Genomic DNA, 16,704 nt, shown 5'->3' with positions numbered 1-16,704 from the left:
TCAATCAATTGCATTTTACTACTCTTATAGCCTCCGACATCGTGGTATTTCAAGGTAATTAAAGCGTTTCGGAGCTATCTTAAACATCGGAGGAAGTATGCCTAATAATCAACCAGACTCTCATAATATCCAGGCGTGGTCTCTGATCAACCGCAAATATCTTGGACAAGGCGTTCGAGTGAAAAGATTCCGTCGTCCACAGCGCAGCCAGATTCGCAACCGGGTCCTGCTCGCCATCCTGATGGCTAAAGACATAAAGTTGTCACGTCTTGCCGAAGAACTCCCTGTTTCCTCGCGCAGCGTCAGCGCCTGGGTGTACGAAGGCCGTATTCCTTCCCGGAAAAACTTAGAGAAGGTCTGTCGTCTTCTTGGATATCCACCTCATGTCTTGTTCAATGAAGCTCTGCTGCGGCAAAGTCCGATTCTCTGCCAGCCAACACCTTCCCGGTACATGAAACGAACGTCGTCTCACTCCCCCTCCAGCAACACGATTCTGACCGGGCTGTGCATGGTCTATGATCTTTCCGTCACAGATGTCAGCATCTGGATCGGTGTCCATCCCGGAACGTTCCGCAAATGGCTGCATTTCAGTCATCTGCCCAGCCCGGCCCTGCAGGAGAAGGCGGAAGCATTCTTCCGAATTCCCCGAAATATTTTATTCGCCGATTGTGAACCGGAATAAGCAGCCAGATTACATAGGCGAGGACAACGATCAACACAGGACCTTTCTTGTCATGCCCTGCATGAACAATGAAAGGTTTTTTTGCCGCTCCCTCTTTATTTTGGATACATTAGGGCAATGCTAAGACAAAGGCTACTTGCTCTAACTCGAAAAAAGAATCAGGAGGCGCACTATGAATTTTAGCGGTATGCTAGCTTCCGGGCACACGGAGCTTTGGGAAGTAGCTCCCGGGGTTGTTGGACTCCGTACATTATTTGTGAATATTGCTTTTATAGAACTGAAGTCAGCGGACTGGATGCTGGTGGACACAGGCCTCGGCATGTATGCCGGGAGTGTCCACAATACCGCCATGGAACGCTTCGGCAGGCCTCCTCGTGCCATTATTTTGACGCATGGGCATTTCGATCATGTCGGGGGCCTCAAGGAGCTGCTCGAAAGATGGGATGTCCCGGTTTATGCACATCACCTAGAGCTTCCATATCTGACGGGAAAAGAGGACTACCCCCCTGCTGATCCCGCCGTCGGGGGTGGCCTGATGTCCATGGCGGCACCGCTGTATCCTTACCGCGGCATTGACCTTGGAACCCGGGTGGTTCCACTGCCGGTGGATGGCAGCATTCCCGGTGCTAACGAATGGAGATGGGTACACAGTCCCGGCCATAGTCCGGGACATATCTCCCTGTTCCGGGATAAGGACAAGGTCCTGATTGCCGGGGATGCTTTTCTAACCGTCAAGCAGGAATCTGCCTTTCACGTGATCAAGCAGGACCAGGAGGTCCACGGTCCCCCTGCTTATTTCACCACAGACTGGGAAGAGGCCGAGAAATCGGTCCGTCAGCTGGGTCTACTGGACCCACAGATCGTGCTGAGTGGACATGGAGCGCCCATGTATGGCAAGGAGCTCTCCTCCCAAATCGCTCACCTGTGCCGTTTCTTCAAAGAACTGGCCGTGCCAGGGCAAGGTAAGTACGTATAGTTGAATGACAAATAACAGGGCAGGATCTGACCGCTATGTAGGTGGCCGATCGCTGCCCTGCTTTTATTTTCTTAGAAGGATATCAGGTTCGCTATGTTCGTGCTTGGATATGCTCATGCGCAGGTTCGCGCTTAGGTTCGTGCGTAGGTTCGTGCAATAGTGTATCCTTAGGTTCTTGCGGGGAACGTTTCTTGCGCATAGCTGGCAGCGGACGGGAGGATACGGGCAGAATGCAAATTTCCACTGGACAGCCTTCGGCAACGCGGATGAACGTATCGGTATAGCTCAAGCTGGAACGCCTCCTAAATATGACAGGTAAACACGTTTCTTCTATTATATAATTCACGCTTTCTCCAAGCCATAACAAAAAAGGCGTACTCCCTTTTGGGAGCCGCCATTTTTGATAAAATAAGCCTAACTGCCGTGGCATCAACTGAAATTACCAGCTTGATTTGGTGATGCCGGGGATTTGCCCCTTCAAAGCCAGTTCACGGAAGACAATCCGGGAAATTTTGAATTTGCTCAAATAACCCCGCGGTCTGCCGGACACCTCACATCTGTTCTTGAGGCGGGTGGCAGAGGAATCGCGCGGCAGCTTTTGCAGGGCCAGATAGTCACCTTTGGCCTTCAGCTCTCTTCGTTTCTCCGCGTATTTAGCCACCATTTCCTGTCTCTTCAACTCTTTAACCACTTTCGATTTTTTTGCCATGTAATGCTCACCCTTTCAATGATTGTATGCCTTCCTTATTCGTTCAGCGCTGTTTTTAGTGCTTCGAGGTTCTGGCGCATGATGCCCAGATAATCAAGATTATTGCTGCGGTCCTCTTCAGTCAGGCCTTCAATCGGATTCAGCACCGCAGTCTTGGCTCCAATTTCTTTAGCAATGGTATCTGCTACACTGGAGGAAACTAAGGTTTCAAAAAAGATCGTCTTCACGTTATGCGTTTTGGCAAATTTCACGATTTCGGCCATTTTTGCTGCAGAAGGCTCCTCTTCCGGGGACAGTCCAGCAATCGGCACCTGGGTTAGACCGTATTCCTTGGCAAGATAACCGAAGGCCGCATGCTGAGTGATGAAGTCCTTGCGCTTGACTTCTTTGGTAGCTTCCCTGAACTCCTGATCCAAGGCTTCCAGCTTGGAAATGTAGGCATCGGCATTGGCTTTAAATGCTTCCGCGTGCTCTGGGGCAGCAGCCGCCAGCGCGGATTCAATGTTCCGCACCTCTTTGACCGCTAAGGCCGGGGCAAGCCAGACGTGAGGATCTAGCCCGCCATGATCATGATGATGATCTTCGCCTTCTCCATGACCATGGTCATGTTCCTCCCCTTCTCCATGGTCATGACCATGCTCATCCTCCCCATGCTCATGTTCTTCCTCTTCAGTTCCCTCCATAATATCAAGGCCCTTGCTGGCCTCGACGGAGACCAGCTTGCTGCCTGAGGCACTGTCCAGCACTTGATCGACCCAGCTCTCCATGCCGGCTCCGTTATAGACAAGCACATCAGCCTTGGTGATTCGGGCCATATCCTGTGCCGTTGGCTCCCAATCATGCGGCTCGATCCCTGGCGGGATGAGGGCTTCCACATCTGCGAGGTCGCCAGTAATATTTTTCGTAAACTCATACATCGGATAGAAGCTAACCTTAATGTCCAGCTTATGGGCCGCTGTCGCTGTAGGGGCTTCAGCAGTAGCTGCGGCAGATGTATTAGCAGAGGCTCCTGCGTTAGTTGATGTATTGTTGTTACCACAACCAGCGGCAATCAGTATGGAGGACAGGGACAGAACAGCTAAGTGACGGATATTTAATTTCATAATGAAGGTAGACTCCTTTTCTTGAACAGAGATTGTTATGAACTATGAATGCTTCTTGCGATTCCGGCGTCGGATCAGCTTCTGTATAGCAATGGCAATTAGAAGAAAGACCAGTAAAATCAAAGCTATCGTACCGCCGGGCGGAGTATTGATGTAATAGGAAGTCGTCAGGCCGCTGAAAACACCGACCAGTCCTGTGCCAATCGCGATTAGAACCGCAGCGGTGAACCCGGAGGCAATTCGCAGAGCAATGGAAGCCGGAAGCACAATCAACGCGGAGACCAGCAGAACGCCAACCACCGGCATCGCTGCAGCAACAGTCATTCCAGTCAGCACAGCGAAGGAAAAGGACAACAATCCGACATGCACGCCGCCAATGGCCGCAGTCTCTTCATCAAAGGTCAGGTTATAGAGCGGCCTGCGCAGCACGATGAAGAATACAAGACCCACAGCCGCCACCACCGCAATAATCCGCAGCTGAGTGTCGCTAACGGCCACGATGGACCCGAAGAGGTAAGAGCTAAAGCTCTTGCTCAGATTCTGTTTCAGGCTCATCAGTACAACTGCCAGCGCCAGACCCGAGGTCATAATAATGGCCACCGGAAGCTCGCTGTATGTACGGTATGAACGACGGAGCTGCTCGATGACAAGGCCGCCAATGACAGCCACGGCAAATCCGCTGAGCGCCGGATTGAGATGCAGCACCGAGCCGAGAGCAACTCCCGCGAGGGAGACATGTGACAATGTGTCCGCCATCAGCACTTGACGACGAAGCATCAGGTAAACACCGAGCAGCGGGCCAATGATGCCTATCAGGCCTCCGGCCCAAAATGCGCGCTGCATGAATTCGTAACCAAGCATTTCCAGCCCTCATTCTCCTTTCGTTCCAAGCTGATGACAGTGTCCAGATAAGGGCTTGTCTCTTCCAGGCCGTGCGTAACCATGATTACGGTCCGTCCATGCTTGCTGACATAATGGCGCATGAGCTGATACAGACCCGTGCGACTCTCCAGGTCCATACCGGTAGCTGGTTCATCTAGCACCAGAACTTGTGGTTCCTGAGCCAGCGCGCGGGCAATACAGATTCGCTGCTTTTGCCCACCAGACAGCTCGCCGATCCTGCGGTTCCGATACTCCCACATGTCTACCTGTTCCAGACTGCGCTTCACAATGTCTTCCTGCTCAGCGGTGAATCGCCGGAACAGACCCAGCCTTGGATAGCAGCCGGAGCGGACCAGTTCGATCACCTTGCTCGGAAACCCCGCATTGAAGGATGCTACTTGCTGGGGAACATAGCCGATAGTCAAGCTCCCGTTCCCAGCCCATTCTTTATTCAGCGTAACCGTACCGCTCCACGGACGAAGCAAACCAAGCATTAGTTTAAGCAGCGTCGTCTTGGCCGCACCATTCGGCCCGGTAATCCCAATGAACTCTCCACTATGGATATCCAGCGAAATATGATCTATCACAGGTTCATTCCCATAGCCGAACACAACATTCTGCATAGATGACAAAATCATGGTAAGACAACTTCCCCTCTGAATCGCTTCTACGATCAAAAAAATCGAATCTTAATAATCGTAATATTTTTTATAATCGTAATTATTACGTTTAACTTTTATGATATTATCGTAATAATTACGATTTGTAAACCATTATAATAAAATTAATCGTAAAAACAACGATTAATCTTTCCCCTTTTCGGGAGGTTCTGGCTATATAGAACGTTTTAAAAAGACACGTTGTAGAAAGCGAGGATTAACGCAATTAAGTTGATATTTTAGGGGACAATGGCTTTTCGAAATGTAATTAAGGGCATTTTTGCACCCTAATTTTCCGCAACCAAAGGTAGAAAAGCCAATTAGAGGCATTTTTGTACCTTAAATCTCTCAAAATCAGCCTTTCAGGGTGATTTTTCCAAAAATAAGGTGCAAAAATGCCCTTATTTCCTTCATTTACCTATATTTTAGGAAATTAAGGTGCAAAAATGCTCTTAGTTTGGGGAGTCGAGTTATTTCTAATTCTGATGAAGACGGGTACTGGATTTGGTTGGTTCATGGATTGCTGGATTGCTGAGGTTACTGGGGGTACTGAGGGTACTGAGGGTACTGAGGCTACTGGGGTACTGGGCTTACTAGGTTACTGAGGTTACTGGGCTTGCTCGGCTTGCTGAGGCTTACTGGGGTTACTGGGACTACTGAGGCTACTGGGGCACTGGGCTTACTAGGTTACTGAGGTTACTGGAGTTACTGGGCTTGCTGGGCTTGCTGGGCTTGCTGGGCTTGCTGGGCTTACTGGGCTTACTGGCCTTACTGGGCTTGCTGAGGTTACTGGGCTTGCTGGGCTTGCTGGGCTTGCTGGGCTTGCTGGGCTTGCTCGGGCGCTGGGCTGTTGGGGTTGTTGGGGTTACTGGGTTACTCGGGTTACTGGGGGTACTGGGGTTGCTAGGTTTAGAATATTTACGACTTTAAGCTTAAGCTCTGACTCCACAAGAATAACGCCTGCTCTTCTATTTGAATCTTAATTTCACTTAATATAGATCCTGCGTTGAGCAGAAAAAAACCGGAATTCCCATTCGGATTCCGGTTTCATTAAGACCTTGCTCCTGCTATTCCGCAGACGCAGCAAGCAATTGCTCCGCTGGCCATGGCAGCGGGTTATTGAAGGTTGTCCAGTCCTGCTTCATTTCTTCAGCAGTCAGCAGGCAGCGATCCAGCCGGGCTTCGATCTCCGAGCGATCTGCGCCAACGCCGATGAACACAATCTCGTTGAGCCGGTCGCCCCATTCTTCATCCCACTTGGCCTTAATCTCAGGCTCACTCTCCAATACCTCCACTTGCTGTTCCTTCGCCATCGATGCCAGCCAGTATCCTGCCGGCCCGAACTGAATCGACGGGCCGGCCTGGCTCAGACTGCCGGCAATATCGCCTTTGGCCGCCAGCCACACGAAGCCCTTGGCCCGCACGATTTCTTCGGGCCAATTGCTGAAGAAGAAGCTGAGCCGCTGCGGATGGAACGGCGTTCTACGCCGGTACACGAAGGAGTTAATGCCATATTCCTCGGTCTCCGGCGTATGCTCCTCCTTGTTCAGCTCGGCAATCCAGCCGGAGGACAGACTTGTTTTCTCAAAATCAAACAGGCCCGTGTTGAGAATTTCCTTGGGATCAACAGCACCGTTGACGGTACGGATGATTTTGGCTGTAGCCTGAAGCTTGCGAAGTACTGCTTCCAGCTTGTTCAGTTCTTTTTCCTCCACCAGATCGCATTTGTTCAGCAGCAGCACATCACAGGTCTCAATCTGGTCAATCAGTAGATCCACGATATCGCGGACATCACCTTCACCAGCAGTTTCTCCCCGGTCCAGCAAACTGTCGCCGGAAGCAAAATCATGCCAGAAGCGGTTGGCGTCCACCACGGTAACCATGGTATCCAGACGGGCCAGTGTAGTAAGGTCAATATCGAGATCAGGATCTTCATAAGTAAAGGTCTGGGCAACAGGCACCGGCTCGCTGATCCCAGAGGATTCAATCAGAATATAATCAAAGCGTCCTTCCAATGCCAGCTTCTCCACTTCACGTAGCAGATCATCACGCAGGGTGCAGCAGATGCAGCCGTTGGACATTTCCACCAGCTTCTCCTCCGTGCGGGACAGCGCCCCGCCCGACTTCACCAGATTAGCATCGACATTGACTTCGCTCATATCATTGACGATAACAGCGACCTTCAAGCCTTCGCGGTTGTTGAGAATATGATTCAGCAGTGTCGTTTTGCCTGAACCCAGGTAGCCGCTGAGTACAGTCACAGGAATTTTTGTCATGGGTGTTGCTCCTTTCAGGGATCAAAAATTAAGGTTGTGCTATGAACCGTCTTATCGAGTCTCACGGTGCAGCGTTACTCTTTTCAAACGAGGACTGTACTTTTTCATTTCCAGCCGTTCCGGGTGATTCTTCTTATTCTTGGTTGTGGTGTAATTGCGATCGCCAGTTTCTGTACATGCCAAAGTTACGGTGACTCTCATCTCATTCATCCCTTTCTTAAATCGTAATTATTACGATTAACAAATCATACACGCTTTATTCACCAGATGTCAACAACTACAACGCAAAATTTCTAAAGTCTGTGATTTGTGGTCTTTCCAGTACATCTATGACATAGAGATGGAAATATGAATCTATGATTCTTGTTACAAAGAATGAGGCAGGAGTGAGAAAAATGAAGATACCGGTAATCATACTCAGTGGTTTTCTCGGAAGCGGCAAAACCACACTATTATTGTCCTTGCTGCAAGAGAGCAAACAGAGGGGTCTGAATCCAGGGATTGTAATGAATGAACTGGGGCAACGGGATGTGGATGGTTATATTTTGCAGGAGCATACCGGAATGACTGTAGAAAAGCTGCTGGACGGATGTATATGCTGCAGCCGCAAGGAGGAGCTTGGAGAATCTCTTCAACTGCTGCTGGCAAGACGTCCGGATGCCATATTCATAGAACTGACCGGTGTAGCGAATCCGGAAGAAATCGCCCATACGCTGCTGGAAACACCTCTGCGAGACCGCCTTACGTTGCATTATACCGCTACGGTGCTGGATGCAGAGAATACGCTGGAATACAACAGCCGGCTGTCCGCTGACCGACAGCTTGTACGCACACTTCGCCAACAGATCGTTGCAGCGGATCTTATTATCGTGAACAAAAGCGATCTCGTAGAGCAGGAGACGTTATGGAAGATAGAGAAGGCGGTACGCAAACAGAACACAGAGGCAGATATCGTATACACTCACTATAGTAAAATCAATCTGGCGCCCCTGCTGGCCGGTATCACGCCTAGAGAGCCTCGCACTCCGGCACCGCAGCGCGCGCCCCAAACCTTCAAAAGCGCTTCAATGACCAGGGTCCTTCCGGACACCGGTGGAACGGCATTGAAGGAACATGACACTGCGCAGGAGTCTTCCTATTCCCAGGTCGCTGCTTTGACACTGACTTATCCCCAAGGTACGCCAGTCCAGCTGGCCAGAAAACAGTTCGAAGCCTTCTTTCGAGAATGCGGCGACAGCCTGCTGCGCGCCAAAGGCCATGTGATCCTGTCGGACGATGAGCCCGTCCAGCTTGTTCAATATGCTGGCATGCGGACGACTTGGGAAGCCTCCAGTTATCCCGGTCTGCCTTATGTAGTCTGCATCGGACTGAATCTGAATGAAAGTCTGCTGACCGAACGCTGGTCCGCCTTGTTCCGGTCTTGAGCTCTTTTTCACCGGTAAAAATATTCCCGCTGCTCCTGCCCGCAGCCTTCCTGCTTATTCTTGGCATCGTATGGCTGCCGGGTCATCTGGAGCTGCTGGATAATGCATATCTCCATTATTTCAAAGCAAGCTTCATCGGCATTCTGCTGGAGGCACTGCCATTTGTGCTTGCCGGGGCTGTGCTGTCATCCCTGCTTCGGGTGTTCGTGCCGGACGAAATGATCTCGCGCTGGATCCCGCGTAGTCCTGTACCCGCCATTCTCTTCGCTTGTCTGCTGGGCGTGCTGTTCCCGGTCTGCGAATGCGGTATGATTCCGCTGGTGCGCCGTCTGATGCATAAAGGCATGCCTGTGTATGTAGCAATCGTCTTCATTCTCTCCGGTCCGATTCTGAATCCGGTCGTATACGGGGCTACAATTACCGCCTTCCGTACCCATCCGGAGCTGGCTTATGCCCGCATGGGCCTGGCCTTCGCAGTGTCTTTTATCATCGGCCTGATCGTTTATTTCACCAATGCAAAGTCCCCCCTCCGTCTGTCCGTCCGGCAGGAGAATGGGGTGGATCATCATGAAAGTGCGCGTGGCGGCAAAATGGCTGCCGTATTCGTACACACCTCCGACGAATTTTTTGAAATGGGAAAATATTTGATTATCGGCTGTTTGTTGACAGCTGGTATCCAGACCTTCATGGTACAGGACAGTCTGGCCGCCATCGGCGGACGACCACTGGGATCTTATTTCTTCATGATGGGACTAGCCTTCCTGCTCTCCCTTTGCTCCACCTCGGATGCCTTTGTAGCCTCGACCTTTCTGCATTCTTTTCCGGCAGGTTCCTTGCTGGCTTTTATGGTGCTGGGTCCTATGCTTGATTTTAAAAACGCTATGATGCTGCTATCGCTATTCAAAACTCGCTTTGCCTTATTCCTGTTCTTCCTCATCTTCTCAACAGTGTTTATCGGCGCAGTATGGATGTCAGGATGGTTGTAGTTAGGAGGGAAGGACTTTGAATGAAGCCCGGAACATTCGGCTCCATTATCTGCTCAGGGCAGTGCTTCTACTGGCCTTTGCCCTTTATATTGGTCATTTGGTACAGCAGGATGCCCTGCATTATTATGTGGCGCCCAAGCTGGCACGCTGGATCAAACTCTGCCCCATCCCCTTGGTCTTGATGGCGCTCAGCCTGGCGGTACAAGCGCTGTTCGGCAGAGGGGCTGCCTTGTGCGACTGCGACCATCGTCTTCCTCGGTGGGGCATCAGAAGCATATTTCTGTACGGATTGTTTCTTCTCCCGTTGCTGTTTGGCTTCCTGCTGTCCGATAGGCCACTGGGAAGTCTGGCTGCATCTGTGAAGGGGATTGAGCTTACGTATAACATAAAGGAACCGGATCGCGAGGTTCAATTTGACAGCAACGACCCTTTTGAAGCAGAGTTCGCCCAGTTAGCGAAGCTGTTGTACAGTCAGCCTGTAATTCCGGTATATCCGGCTATTTTCTCTGAAACTTTCGGTGCAATAGACCGATACAAGCAGAATTTTGAAGGCAAAGATATTGTCGTATCCGGTTTTGTCTACCGCGAGAACACCACGATTACGAAAGGCCCGTTTGCCTTGAGCCGCTTTCTGGTGCAGTGCTGCACCGCCGATGCCACACCGTTTGGGATTATGGTGAACCCCGGTACGCAAAAAAGCCTGCCCGCAGACACCTGGGTAGAGGTCCGGGGCAAGCTTCATGTTGGGAAGTACAAAGGCAAGGATATTGTGCAAATCACCGCGGTGTCCATCACACCTATCCCGCGGCCCTCGACACCCTATATCTATACCAGTCCCGACTCTGTAGCAGAGTGGGCAAAACTACAAGCCGCTGGCAAGAGCATTAGATAATAGCATCCAGCTCATCTTCATCGCCTACGGACTTGTTCGGGTTAAAGACCTCAACCATAATCCGGGCCGGTATGCAGATAATCTGCTGCTTGGGCCTGGAGATGAAGCCCATTTCCAGCGCAATCCGCAGCGGTGCGTCTGAATAAATCATCTGAATTCCATAATCGAACACCTTGAGCGTGTTGTGTCCAAATTGGGTTTTGATATCGATAATCTGTTCTTCTTTGGTCAGCGGTACGGTCTTGTATTCCTTGCCGTCCACTGTAATCAGGGCCATCAGATCCCCTTGCTTGTAATGATCATTCAAGCTATTGAACCATTTGACTCCATAGATGGAGCCAGCTGCAAGCAGCACCAGCAGAATGATTATAAAATCGCCGCGCTTCATCTTTTGCAATGTTGATCCCTCTCACTGGCCTATTTAAAATTTAAAATACGTAATGATTACGAACAAATTAAATATAGTTAGTGGATTGAGATTTGTCAACACGCAAACATTCTGCACCCCTCAACTCTACTACTCTTTAAGCGCCACTGCGAATCCGGGCCGACCAGTCACGCAGCACACGGTCTAATTCCTTAACGTGAAGTGGCTTCGAGATGAAATCCTGCATGCCTGCTCTCATGCACATTTCCTTGTCTTCTTTTCGAGCAAAAGCGGTTGCGGCAACAATCACCGGGCTAAGCCCCAGTTGCTCGCGGATAATCCCTGTGGCCTCTATTCCATCCATCACGGGCATCTGAATATCCATGAACACCAGATCATAGGAGCGAGAAAGCACCGCTTCCACTGCTTCCGCGCCGTTCTGGGCCACATCCGCTGCGTACCCCCGCTTCTTCAGGTAAGCCAGCAGCAGCTGGCGGTTCACCGGATGATCCTCAGCGACCAGAATCGACATCGGCCCGTATTTGCCTCCGTAGTTGTTCCCAGCCAGTTCGCCTCCCAAGATAGCGGGCTTAGCATGCCGGGATTGTTCAGTCAGGCTGTTACTATGAGACTCCGGCTGCCATTCTTCTCCCGGCAAGGTGACTTGTACCGTGAAGTAGAACTCGGAGCCTTCGCCTTCCCGACTCACTGCACCGATTCCACCACCCAGCAACTCAGCCAGTTTCTTGCTGATCGCAAGTCCCAGACCCGTTCCACCATACTTCCGATTGATAGAAGGATGTAGTTGGGAGAAGGATTGGAAGAGAAGTCCCTGACTCCCCGGCGGAATGCCGATCCCTGTATCCTCTACGGAGAACTTGAGGACAACTTGTCCGGACTCTAGCCGCTCGTGAAGCTTCACGGAGATGCGGATATCCCCTTCCTCCGTAAATTTCACTGCATTCCCCACCAAGTTGACGAGAATCTGCCGCAAACGCGCTTCATCGGTGACAACCACCGGCGGCAGCGCTGGATCAAGTGCACTTGTCAGAAGCAGCCCCTTCTCTTTCACTTTGGGATAGAACACTTCATTTACATTTTGGATCACCTGGGCAAGCTCCAGCGGTCGCGGTTCTAAGGTCATCATCCCGGCTTCAATTTTGCTGAAATCGAGAACCTCATTCAGAATATGCAGCAGGGCCTCACCGCTTTTATTAATAATATGCGTGTAATAGCTTTGCTCCTCATTAAGTTCTGTTCCTGTGAGCAAGTCGGCCATGCCGATAATGCCATTCATCGGGGTCCGTAGCTCATGGCTCATAATGGCCAGAAACTCCGATTTAGCCCGGTCCGCCTCTTCAGCGGATTCCTTCGCACGTACGATCTCTTTCTCTTCCGTGATATCACGGAAGACGACAACCGCTCCCTTGCGCTCTCCGTTGTCAAAGAGTGGAGTCAGGCGGTATTTCACCAGGAAGCTGGAACCGTCCTGCCGCCAGAACACACCTTCCCGCTCTTCGTATGTAACGTTCTCCGACAAGGCCTGAATCAGCGTCTTCTGGCTGCCGGAATACGGCTCGCCGTCCAGCCAGGTCTGCTGAATGGTCAATAAATGATTACTGGCCGACCATTCTCCCGGCTCATATCCGAGCATTCCCGCAGCGGCCGGATTAATGAACATCGTCTCGCCAGCCAGATTCACGCCGAAGATCCCTTCAGAGACGGAGTTTAGAATCAGCGCATGTTCGTAGCTCAGCTTCTCGATCTGCTCCAGGTGACGCTTACGTTCCGTAATATCGCTGGTGATAGCGAATACACCCGCCACTGTACCACTGACCATAATCGGCACGTAGATAACACTCACTTCGACCACATGCCCATCCCGGTGAATGAGACGGCTCTCGAAGGTCTGCGCCTCTCCGCCCGAAGCCAGCTCGAAGCGCAGAAGAACATTGTCCAATTCATCCTCATCGACCACTTCGGTGAACTCGGACAACAACAGATTGTCATGAGAGTACCCCGTAAGATGCAGCAGGCTTGAGTTGACAGAGAGGGTTCTGCCCTGCAGATCCATGGCGCTGATTGCCGACGGATTGTATTCGAACAGGGATTTATAGCGGTTTTCACTTTCCAGAAGCTTCATTTCATACTGCTTCCGTTCGGCAATATCGCGGGTCACGCCGACAAGCTCGGATACCTCTCCGTCATCAGAGTAGATATAACGGAAGGTCGTTTCTGTCCAGATATAAGACCCGTCTTTACGGCGAAAGCGGAACACTACTGGCTCCAGCTTCTCGCCGTTCATGCATCTATGTAGATAAGCTTGTACCCGATCCGCGTCCTCAGGATGAATGTAGGCTATGCCGGGAGTCCCGACCATTTCCTCAGGGGTGTAGCCCAGCATAGCCTGACAGATCGGGGATGCATACAAGTAGGTTACGTGTTCATCCGCAGCATAGCGGGTAATAAAGTCCAGAGAATTCTCCGAAATCAGACGGTAATTCCGTTCACTCTCTCGCAGTTGCGCTTCCATGCGGCGATGCTCCGTCACATCCTGCACCACTCCACTGATCTGGAGCGCCTTGCCATCTTCATCTTGTGTGACCTGCCAGTGAGATTCAATAAATTTGACTTCCCCTTCATTCGTCATGATCTGGAAAATCGACTCGCCGCCAGTTCCGTCCTTCACTGTCTTTCTAAGCAAGCCCAGTACCTTCGTGAGGTCCTCTGGCTTGATACAGGAAATAATCTGTTTATGGTCACAAAGCGAATGATTGCCGTAGTCCTCCCTGAAGCCAAAAATATAACGCAGCTCCTTCGAGACGGTCAGGGTGCTGTTCACAACATCCCATTCCCAGGAACCCATGCCCGCCAGGCACTGGGCCGTGGCCAGCATATCCTCATATTTCTTGCGCTCTGTGATATCACGGGCGATGGCGAGTACCTTCTCAACCTCACCCTCTTCATTGCGCATGACCTGAAAGGTACTTTCGATCCACAGATATCGGCCATCCTTATGCCTGGCTCTGCGAACAAACACCTCATTATCTCCATACACCCTGTCTTCTTCCATCATCTCACGGACATCCTGGGGGTGATAATAATCGATTCTCTTGTTCCCCAGCATTTCCTGCGGCGAATAGCCGAGCAAATGCTTCACCGAAGGTGACACATAATATAGCGTACCGTCCGGCTCACCATAAGAGATCATGTCCGGTGTATTAAGGGTTATAAGATTGTACAATTGCTGATTCTCCAGATTGCGTTTCTCCGCATGCTTACGCTCTGTAATATCCGTCATCTCGGCGACCAGATACAGCGGACCCTCTCCGGATTCTCCGTGAATCAGGAACACATGGAGCGAGGCCCAGATGATCGAGTCATCACTGCGTAACAGACGCACCTCCAGATCAACCGCAGATCCGGACCCTTGAAGAAGACGATTCACCAGATGATCCAGTTCTGTGATATCACAATCGTCTTTATATACCAAATTGGAATAATGTCTATTTAAAAGTTCTTCTTCTATGTATCCCAGCATTTCGCAAAGCGCAGGATTGGAATGCAAAAGAGTCCCCTCTTTCACAGAGACTACCGCGATGCCGCTGGAAGACTGCATATACAATTGCTTAAAAATAAAGTCATGCACTGGTGGAGCCTCCTCTAAAGAATGGGGACGACAAACGTAATTGCCAAATTTTAATTCCAGTATACCTTTATTTCGGTAAATAAGCCTGATAGTTGAGGCCTAAATGTATTGAATCCAAAAAAACGAAAGCTCCCTTGAATATTTCAAGGGAGCCAATGAATTAATTTAGGGGACGGTAAAGCGATCAGATGATGACAACTCGATTGAATTGCAAGATGACTAGGGATAGCAAGGCAACCCAGCCTCGTACAATCCACTCTATGGCTTCGGACAGAAACCGCGGCGAAAGTCCCGATAAATGCCCAACATAGCAAGATTCGTTTCATCGCCAATCTTGAACTGCATGAAATTGTCATTACATCTACAGGGTGATTATGACCATATTACTTAGAAAAGTGCCTATCAGAAATTATGCCATAAGACCTAAAGGCAGCGTTTTCTAATCGGCCAAGGATTTCCTAATGTGGCTGTTTACGGATTGAGATTTCTTGTTCAGTTCGCTTGTTCAGTTCACTTCTTCCTCTGCCTGCTGCTCAGGCTGGGAGGATGTTTCATTTTCCAAAGAAGAGAAGTAAGCGATCTTGTGATCGATCTTTTTAGAAAACTCTTGGAAAAACTCAATTTTGCGGTCAATCTCCTGTTTGTGCTCCATCAGCAGCTTCCGCCGTTCCGGCAGAGTCCCGCCGCCCTCTTTGGACAAGGCAACAAACTGTTTGATCTCCGCAATCGGCATTCCTGTATCCTTCAAGCAACAAATCAGAGAGATCAAGTCAATATCTTCGTCGTGAAAACAGCGATTGCCGTTCTCGTCTCTGGCGACCAGAGGTAACACGCCTTCTTTCTCATAATAACGCAACGTATATGGGCTTAATCCGCTTTTTTGCGAGATGGTCTTGATACTGTATCCCATGGGCTAACTCCATTTCTGCCGCTTGCTCCGGCACAACTTAATCATCAAAAAAATCTCTTCTACTATATAGGCCTCAAACACAATATCAGTGGTTAACACTAAATTAGGTCGCTACAGGTTCGAAGGGTTGTTTTACAGATCCAATGATAATAATATAACATAAAACTATTGCCTTCTAGTAACCTCTAAGGTTTACAATTTATCATGAAGCTATCAAATGAAGGAGTGACTTTTGAAATGGCAGAGAAAATAAATGTAGGAAACGGCACACTGGAAGTCTCCCAAATTTCCCTGGGCTGTATGCGGATTGCGGATTTGTCCCCGAAGGAAGCGGAGGAACATATCCACGCCTCGCTGGAAGTGGGTATCGATTTCTTTGATCATGCCGATATTTATGCTGGCGGCAAAGCTGAGGAAGTATTCGGCGATGTGCTTGTGAAGAGCCCTGGCTTGCGTGACCAAGTCCTGATCCAGAGCAAATGCGGCATCCGCCCAGGTCTGTTCGACTTTTCCAAGGAACATATCCTGAGTTCTGTAGAAGGCAGCCTGAAGCGCCTGAAAACCGATTATCTGGATGTTCTGCTGCTGCATCGTCCGGACACCCTCTTCGAACCAGAAGAAGTGGCTGAAGCTTTCGACATTCTGGAGCAAAAAGGCATGGTTAAGCACTTCGGTGTCAGCAATCAGAAGCCACTGCAAATCGAATTGCTCAAGAAAAATGTTAAGCAAAAGCTGCTGTTCAACCAATTGCAATTGAGTATTACCAACACAGGCATGATCGACACTGGCTTCAATGTCAACATGGCCAACCCGGCTTCGATCGACCATGATGGTAGCATCCTGGAATACAGCCGTTTGCATGACATGACCATTCAGCCATGGTCGCCATTCCAGTACGGCTTCTTTGAAGGCATATTCCTGGGCAGCGACAAGTACCCTGAGCTAAATCAGGTCGTTAATCGTCTGGCTGATGAAAAAGGTGTCGCCGATACAGCTATTGCTATCGCTTGGCTGCTGAGACATCCGGCTAAAATGCAGCCGATTGTCGGCACCACCAACACTCAGCGCCTGCGCGATATCGCCAAAGCTACGGACATCACCTTGTCCAAAGAAGAATGGTACGAGATCTACCGCGCTGCTGGCAACGTGCTTCCATAAAAAAATTCGGCAGCGCCTCTGTTGCACATTT

17 protein-coding genes are annotated in these 16,704 nt (G+C 50.2%); 7 read left to right on the top strand and 10 right to left on the bottom strand.

The window, feature by feature from the left end:
• Window positions 1-97 precede the first annotated feature (97 nt).
• Together AC3Y23_RS14055 and AC3Y23_RS14050 are read left to right on the top strand one after the other, a co-directional pair.
• Window positions 98-682, top strand: coding sequence for a helix-turn-helix domain-containing protein (locus AC3Y23_RS14055; RefSeq protein ID WP_379199863.1), 585 nt, complete (start codon window positions 98-100; stop codon window positions 680-682).
• A gap of 172 nt (window positions 683-854) precedes the next feature.
• Window positions 855-1,658, top strand: a complete 804-nt coding sequence (locus tag AC3Y23_RS14050) for an MBL fold metallo-hydrolase (RefSeq protein WP_379199861.1) — start codon at window positions 855-857, stop codon at window positions 1,656-1,658.
• Window positions 1,659-1,749: 91 nt separating this feature from the next.
• Here AC3Y23_RS14050 and AC3Y23_RS14045 read toward each other — a convergent pair whose 3' ends face one another.
• The 5 genes from AC3Y23_RS14045 to AC3Y23_RS14025 all read right to left on the bottom strand — a co-directional run bounded on the left by AC3Y23_RS14045 (window position 1,750) and on the right by AC3Y23_RS14025 (window position 4,990).
• On the bottom strand, window positions 1,750-1,947 hold the full coding sequence (locus AC3Y23_RS14045; RefSeq protein WP_379199859.1) for a hypothetical protein: 198 nt from the start codon (window positions 1,945-1,947) through the stop codon (window positions 1,750-1,752).
• Window positions 1,948-2,097: 150 nt separating this feature from the next.
• Window positions 2,098-2,367 carry a 30S ribosomal protein S14 gene (rpsN, locus tag AC3Y23_RS14040; RefSeq protein ID WP_379199857.1) on the bottom strand — a complete coding sequence of 90 codons (270 nt, stop codon included), beginning with the start codon at window positions 2,365-2,367 and terminating at the stop codon, window positions 2,098-2,100.
• A gap of 35 nt (window positions 2,368-2,402) precedes the next feature.
• A complete protein-coding gene (locus AC3Y23_RS14035; RefSeq protein ID WP_379199855.1) occupies window positions 2,403-3,470 on the bottom strand; it encodes a metal ABC transporter substrate-binding protein in 1,068 nt (355 codons plus the stop codon).
• Between the two features lie 42 nt (window positions 3,471-3,512).
• Window positions 3,513-4,337 carry a metal ABC transporter permease gene (locus tag AC3Y23_RS14030; protein WP_379200000.1) on the bottom strand — a complete coding sequence of 275 codons (825 nt, stop codon included), beginning with the start codon at window positions 4,335-4,337 and terminating at the stop codon, window positions 3,513-3,515.
• Window positions 4,283-4,990 (bottom strand): metal ABC transporter ATP-binding protein, encoded by a 708-nt coding sequence (locus tag AC3Y23_RS14025; RefSeq protein ID WP_379199853.1) that lies wholly within the window; start codon window positions 4,988-4,990, stop codon window positions 4,283-4,285. The genes AC3Y23_RS14030 and AC3Y23_RS14025 overlap by 55 nt, the downstream gene beginning before the upstream one ends.
• A 735-nt stretch (window positions 4,991-5,725) precedes the next feature.
• On the opposite strand from AC3Y23_RS14025, the gene AC3Y23_RS14020 reads away from it, so the two are divergent.
• Window positions 5,726-5,941, top strand: a complete 216-nt coding sequence (locus AC3Y23_RS14020) for a hypothetical protein (protein WP_379199851.1) — start codon at window positions 5,726-5,728, stop codon at window positions 5,939-5,941.
• 137 nt (window positions 5,942-6,078) lie between these two features.
• Here AC3Y23_RS14020 and AC3Y23_RS14015 read toward each other — a convergent pair whose 3' ends face one another.
• Window positions 6,079-7,287 (bottom strand): GTP-binding protein, encoded by a 1,209-nt coding sequence (locus AC3Y23_RS14015; RefSeq protein ID WP_379199849.1) that lies wholly within the window; start codon window positions 7,285-7,287, stop codon window positions 6,079-6,081.
• A 51-nt stretch (window positions 7,288-7,338) separates the two neighbouring features.
• A complete protein-coding gene (rpmG, locus tag AC3Y23_RS14010) occupies window positions 7,339-7,488 on the bottom strand; it encodes a 50S ribosomal protein L33 (protein ID WP_083205233.1) in 150 nt (49 codons plus the stop codon).
• A gap of 194 nt (window positions 7,489-7,682) precedes the next feature.
• Here rpmG and AC3Y23_RS14005 point away from each other — a divergent pair, with 194 nt between their 5' ends.
• The 3 genes from AC3Y23_RS14005 to AC3Y23_RS13995 are packed head-to-tail and all read left to right on the top strand — an operon-like array spanning window position 7,683 to window position 10,589.
• Complete coding sequence (locus AC3Y23_RS14005) at window positions 7,683-8,711, top strand: CobW family GTP-binding protein (protein ID WP_379199846.1); 1,029 nt, start codon at window positions 7,683-7,685, stop codon at window positions 8,709-8,711.
• Complete coding sequence (locus AC3Y23_RS14000) at window positions 8,708-9,697, top strand: permease (RefSeq protein ID WP_379199844.1); 990 nt, start codon at window positions 8,708-8,710, stop codon at window positions 9,695-9,697. The genes AC3Y23_RS14005 and AC3Y23_RS14000 overlap by 4 nt, the downstream gene beginning before the upstream one ends.
• A 16-nt stretch (window positions 9,698-9,713) precedes the next feature.
• Complete coding sequence (locus AC3Y23_RS13995) at window positions 9,714-10,589, top strand: TIGR03943 family putative permease subunit (protein WP_379199842.1); 876 nt, start codon at window positions 9,714-9,716, stop codon at window positions 10,587-10,589.
• Here the strand turns inward: AC3Y23_RS13995 and AC3Y23_RS13990 are convergent.
• The 3 genes from AC3Y23_RS13990 to AC3Y23_RS13980 form a co-directional block, all read right to left on the bottom strand.
• Complete coding sequence (locus AC3Y23_RS13990; RefSeq protein WP_379199997.1) at window positions 10,582-10,977, bottom strand: NusG domain II-containing protein; 396 nt, start codon at window positions 10,975-10,977, stop codon at window positions 10,582-10,584. The genes AC3Y23_RS13995 and AC3Y23_RS13990 overlap by 8 nt on opposite strands.
• Window positions 10,978-11,113: 136 nt before the next feature.
• Window positions 11,114-14,605 carry a PAS domain S-box protein gene (locus tag AC3Y23_RS13985; RefSeq protein ID WP_379199839.1) on the bottom strand — a complete coding sequence of 1,164 codons (3,492 nt, stop codon included), beginning with the start codon at window positions 14,603-14,605 and terminating at the stop codon, window positions 11,114-11,116.
• 505 nt (window positions 14,606-15,110) lie between these two features.
• Window positions 15,111-15,515, bottom strand: coding sequence for a MerR family transcriptional regulator (locus AC3Y23_RS13980; RefSeq protein WP_379199837.1), 405 nt, complete (start codon window positions 15,513-15,515; stop codon window positions 15,111-15,113).
• Window positions 15,516-15,752: 237 nt separating this feature from the next.
• Between AC3Y23_RS13980 and AC3Y23_RS13975 the strand changes: the two genes are divergently transcribed.
• Entirely contained in the window at window positions 15,753-16,673 is a 921-nt protein-coding gene (locus tag AC3Y23_RS13975) for an aldo/keto reductase (RefSeq protein WP_379199835.1), read from the top strand.
• The last annotated feature ends 31 nt before the right edge of the window (window positions 16,674-16,704 follow it).

The organism is Paenibacillus sp. MAHUQ-45, from assembly GCF_058133325.1.
The sequence above is the reverse complement of the archived record's forward strand: the minus strand, read 5'-3'. Positions and strand labels throughout refer to the sequence as shown.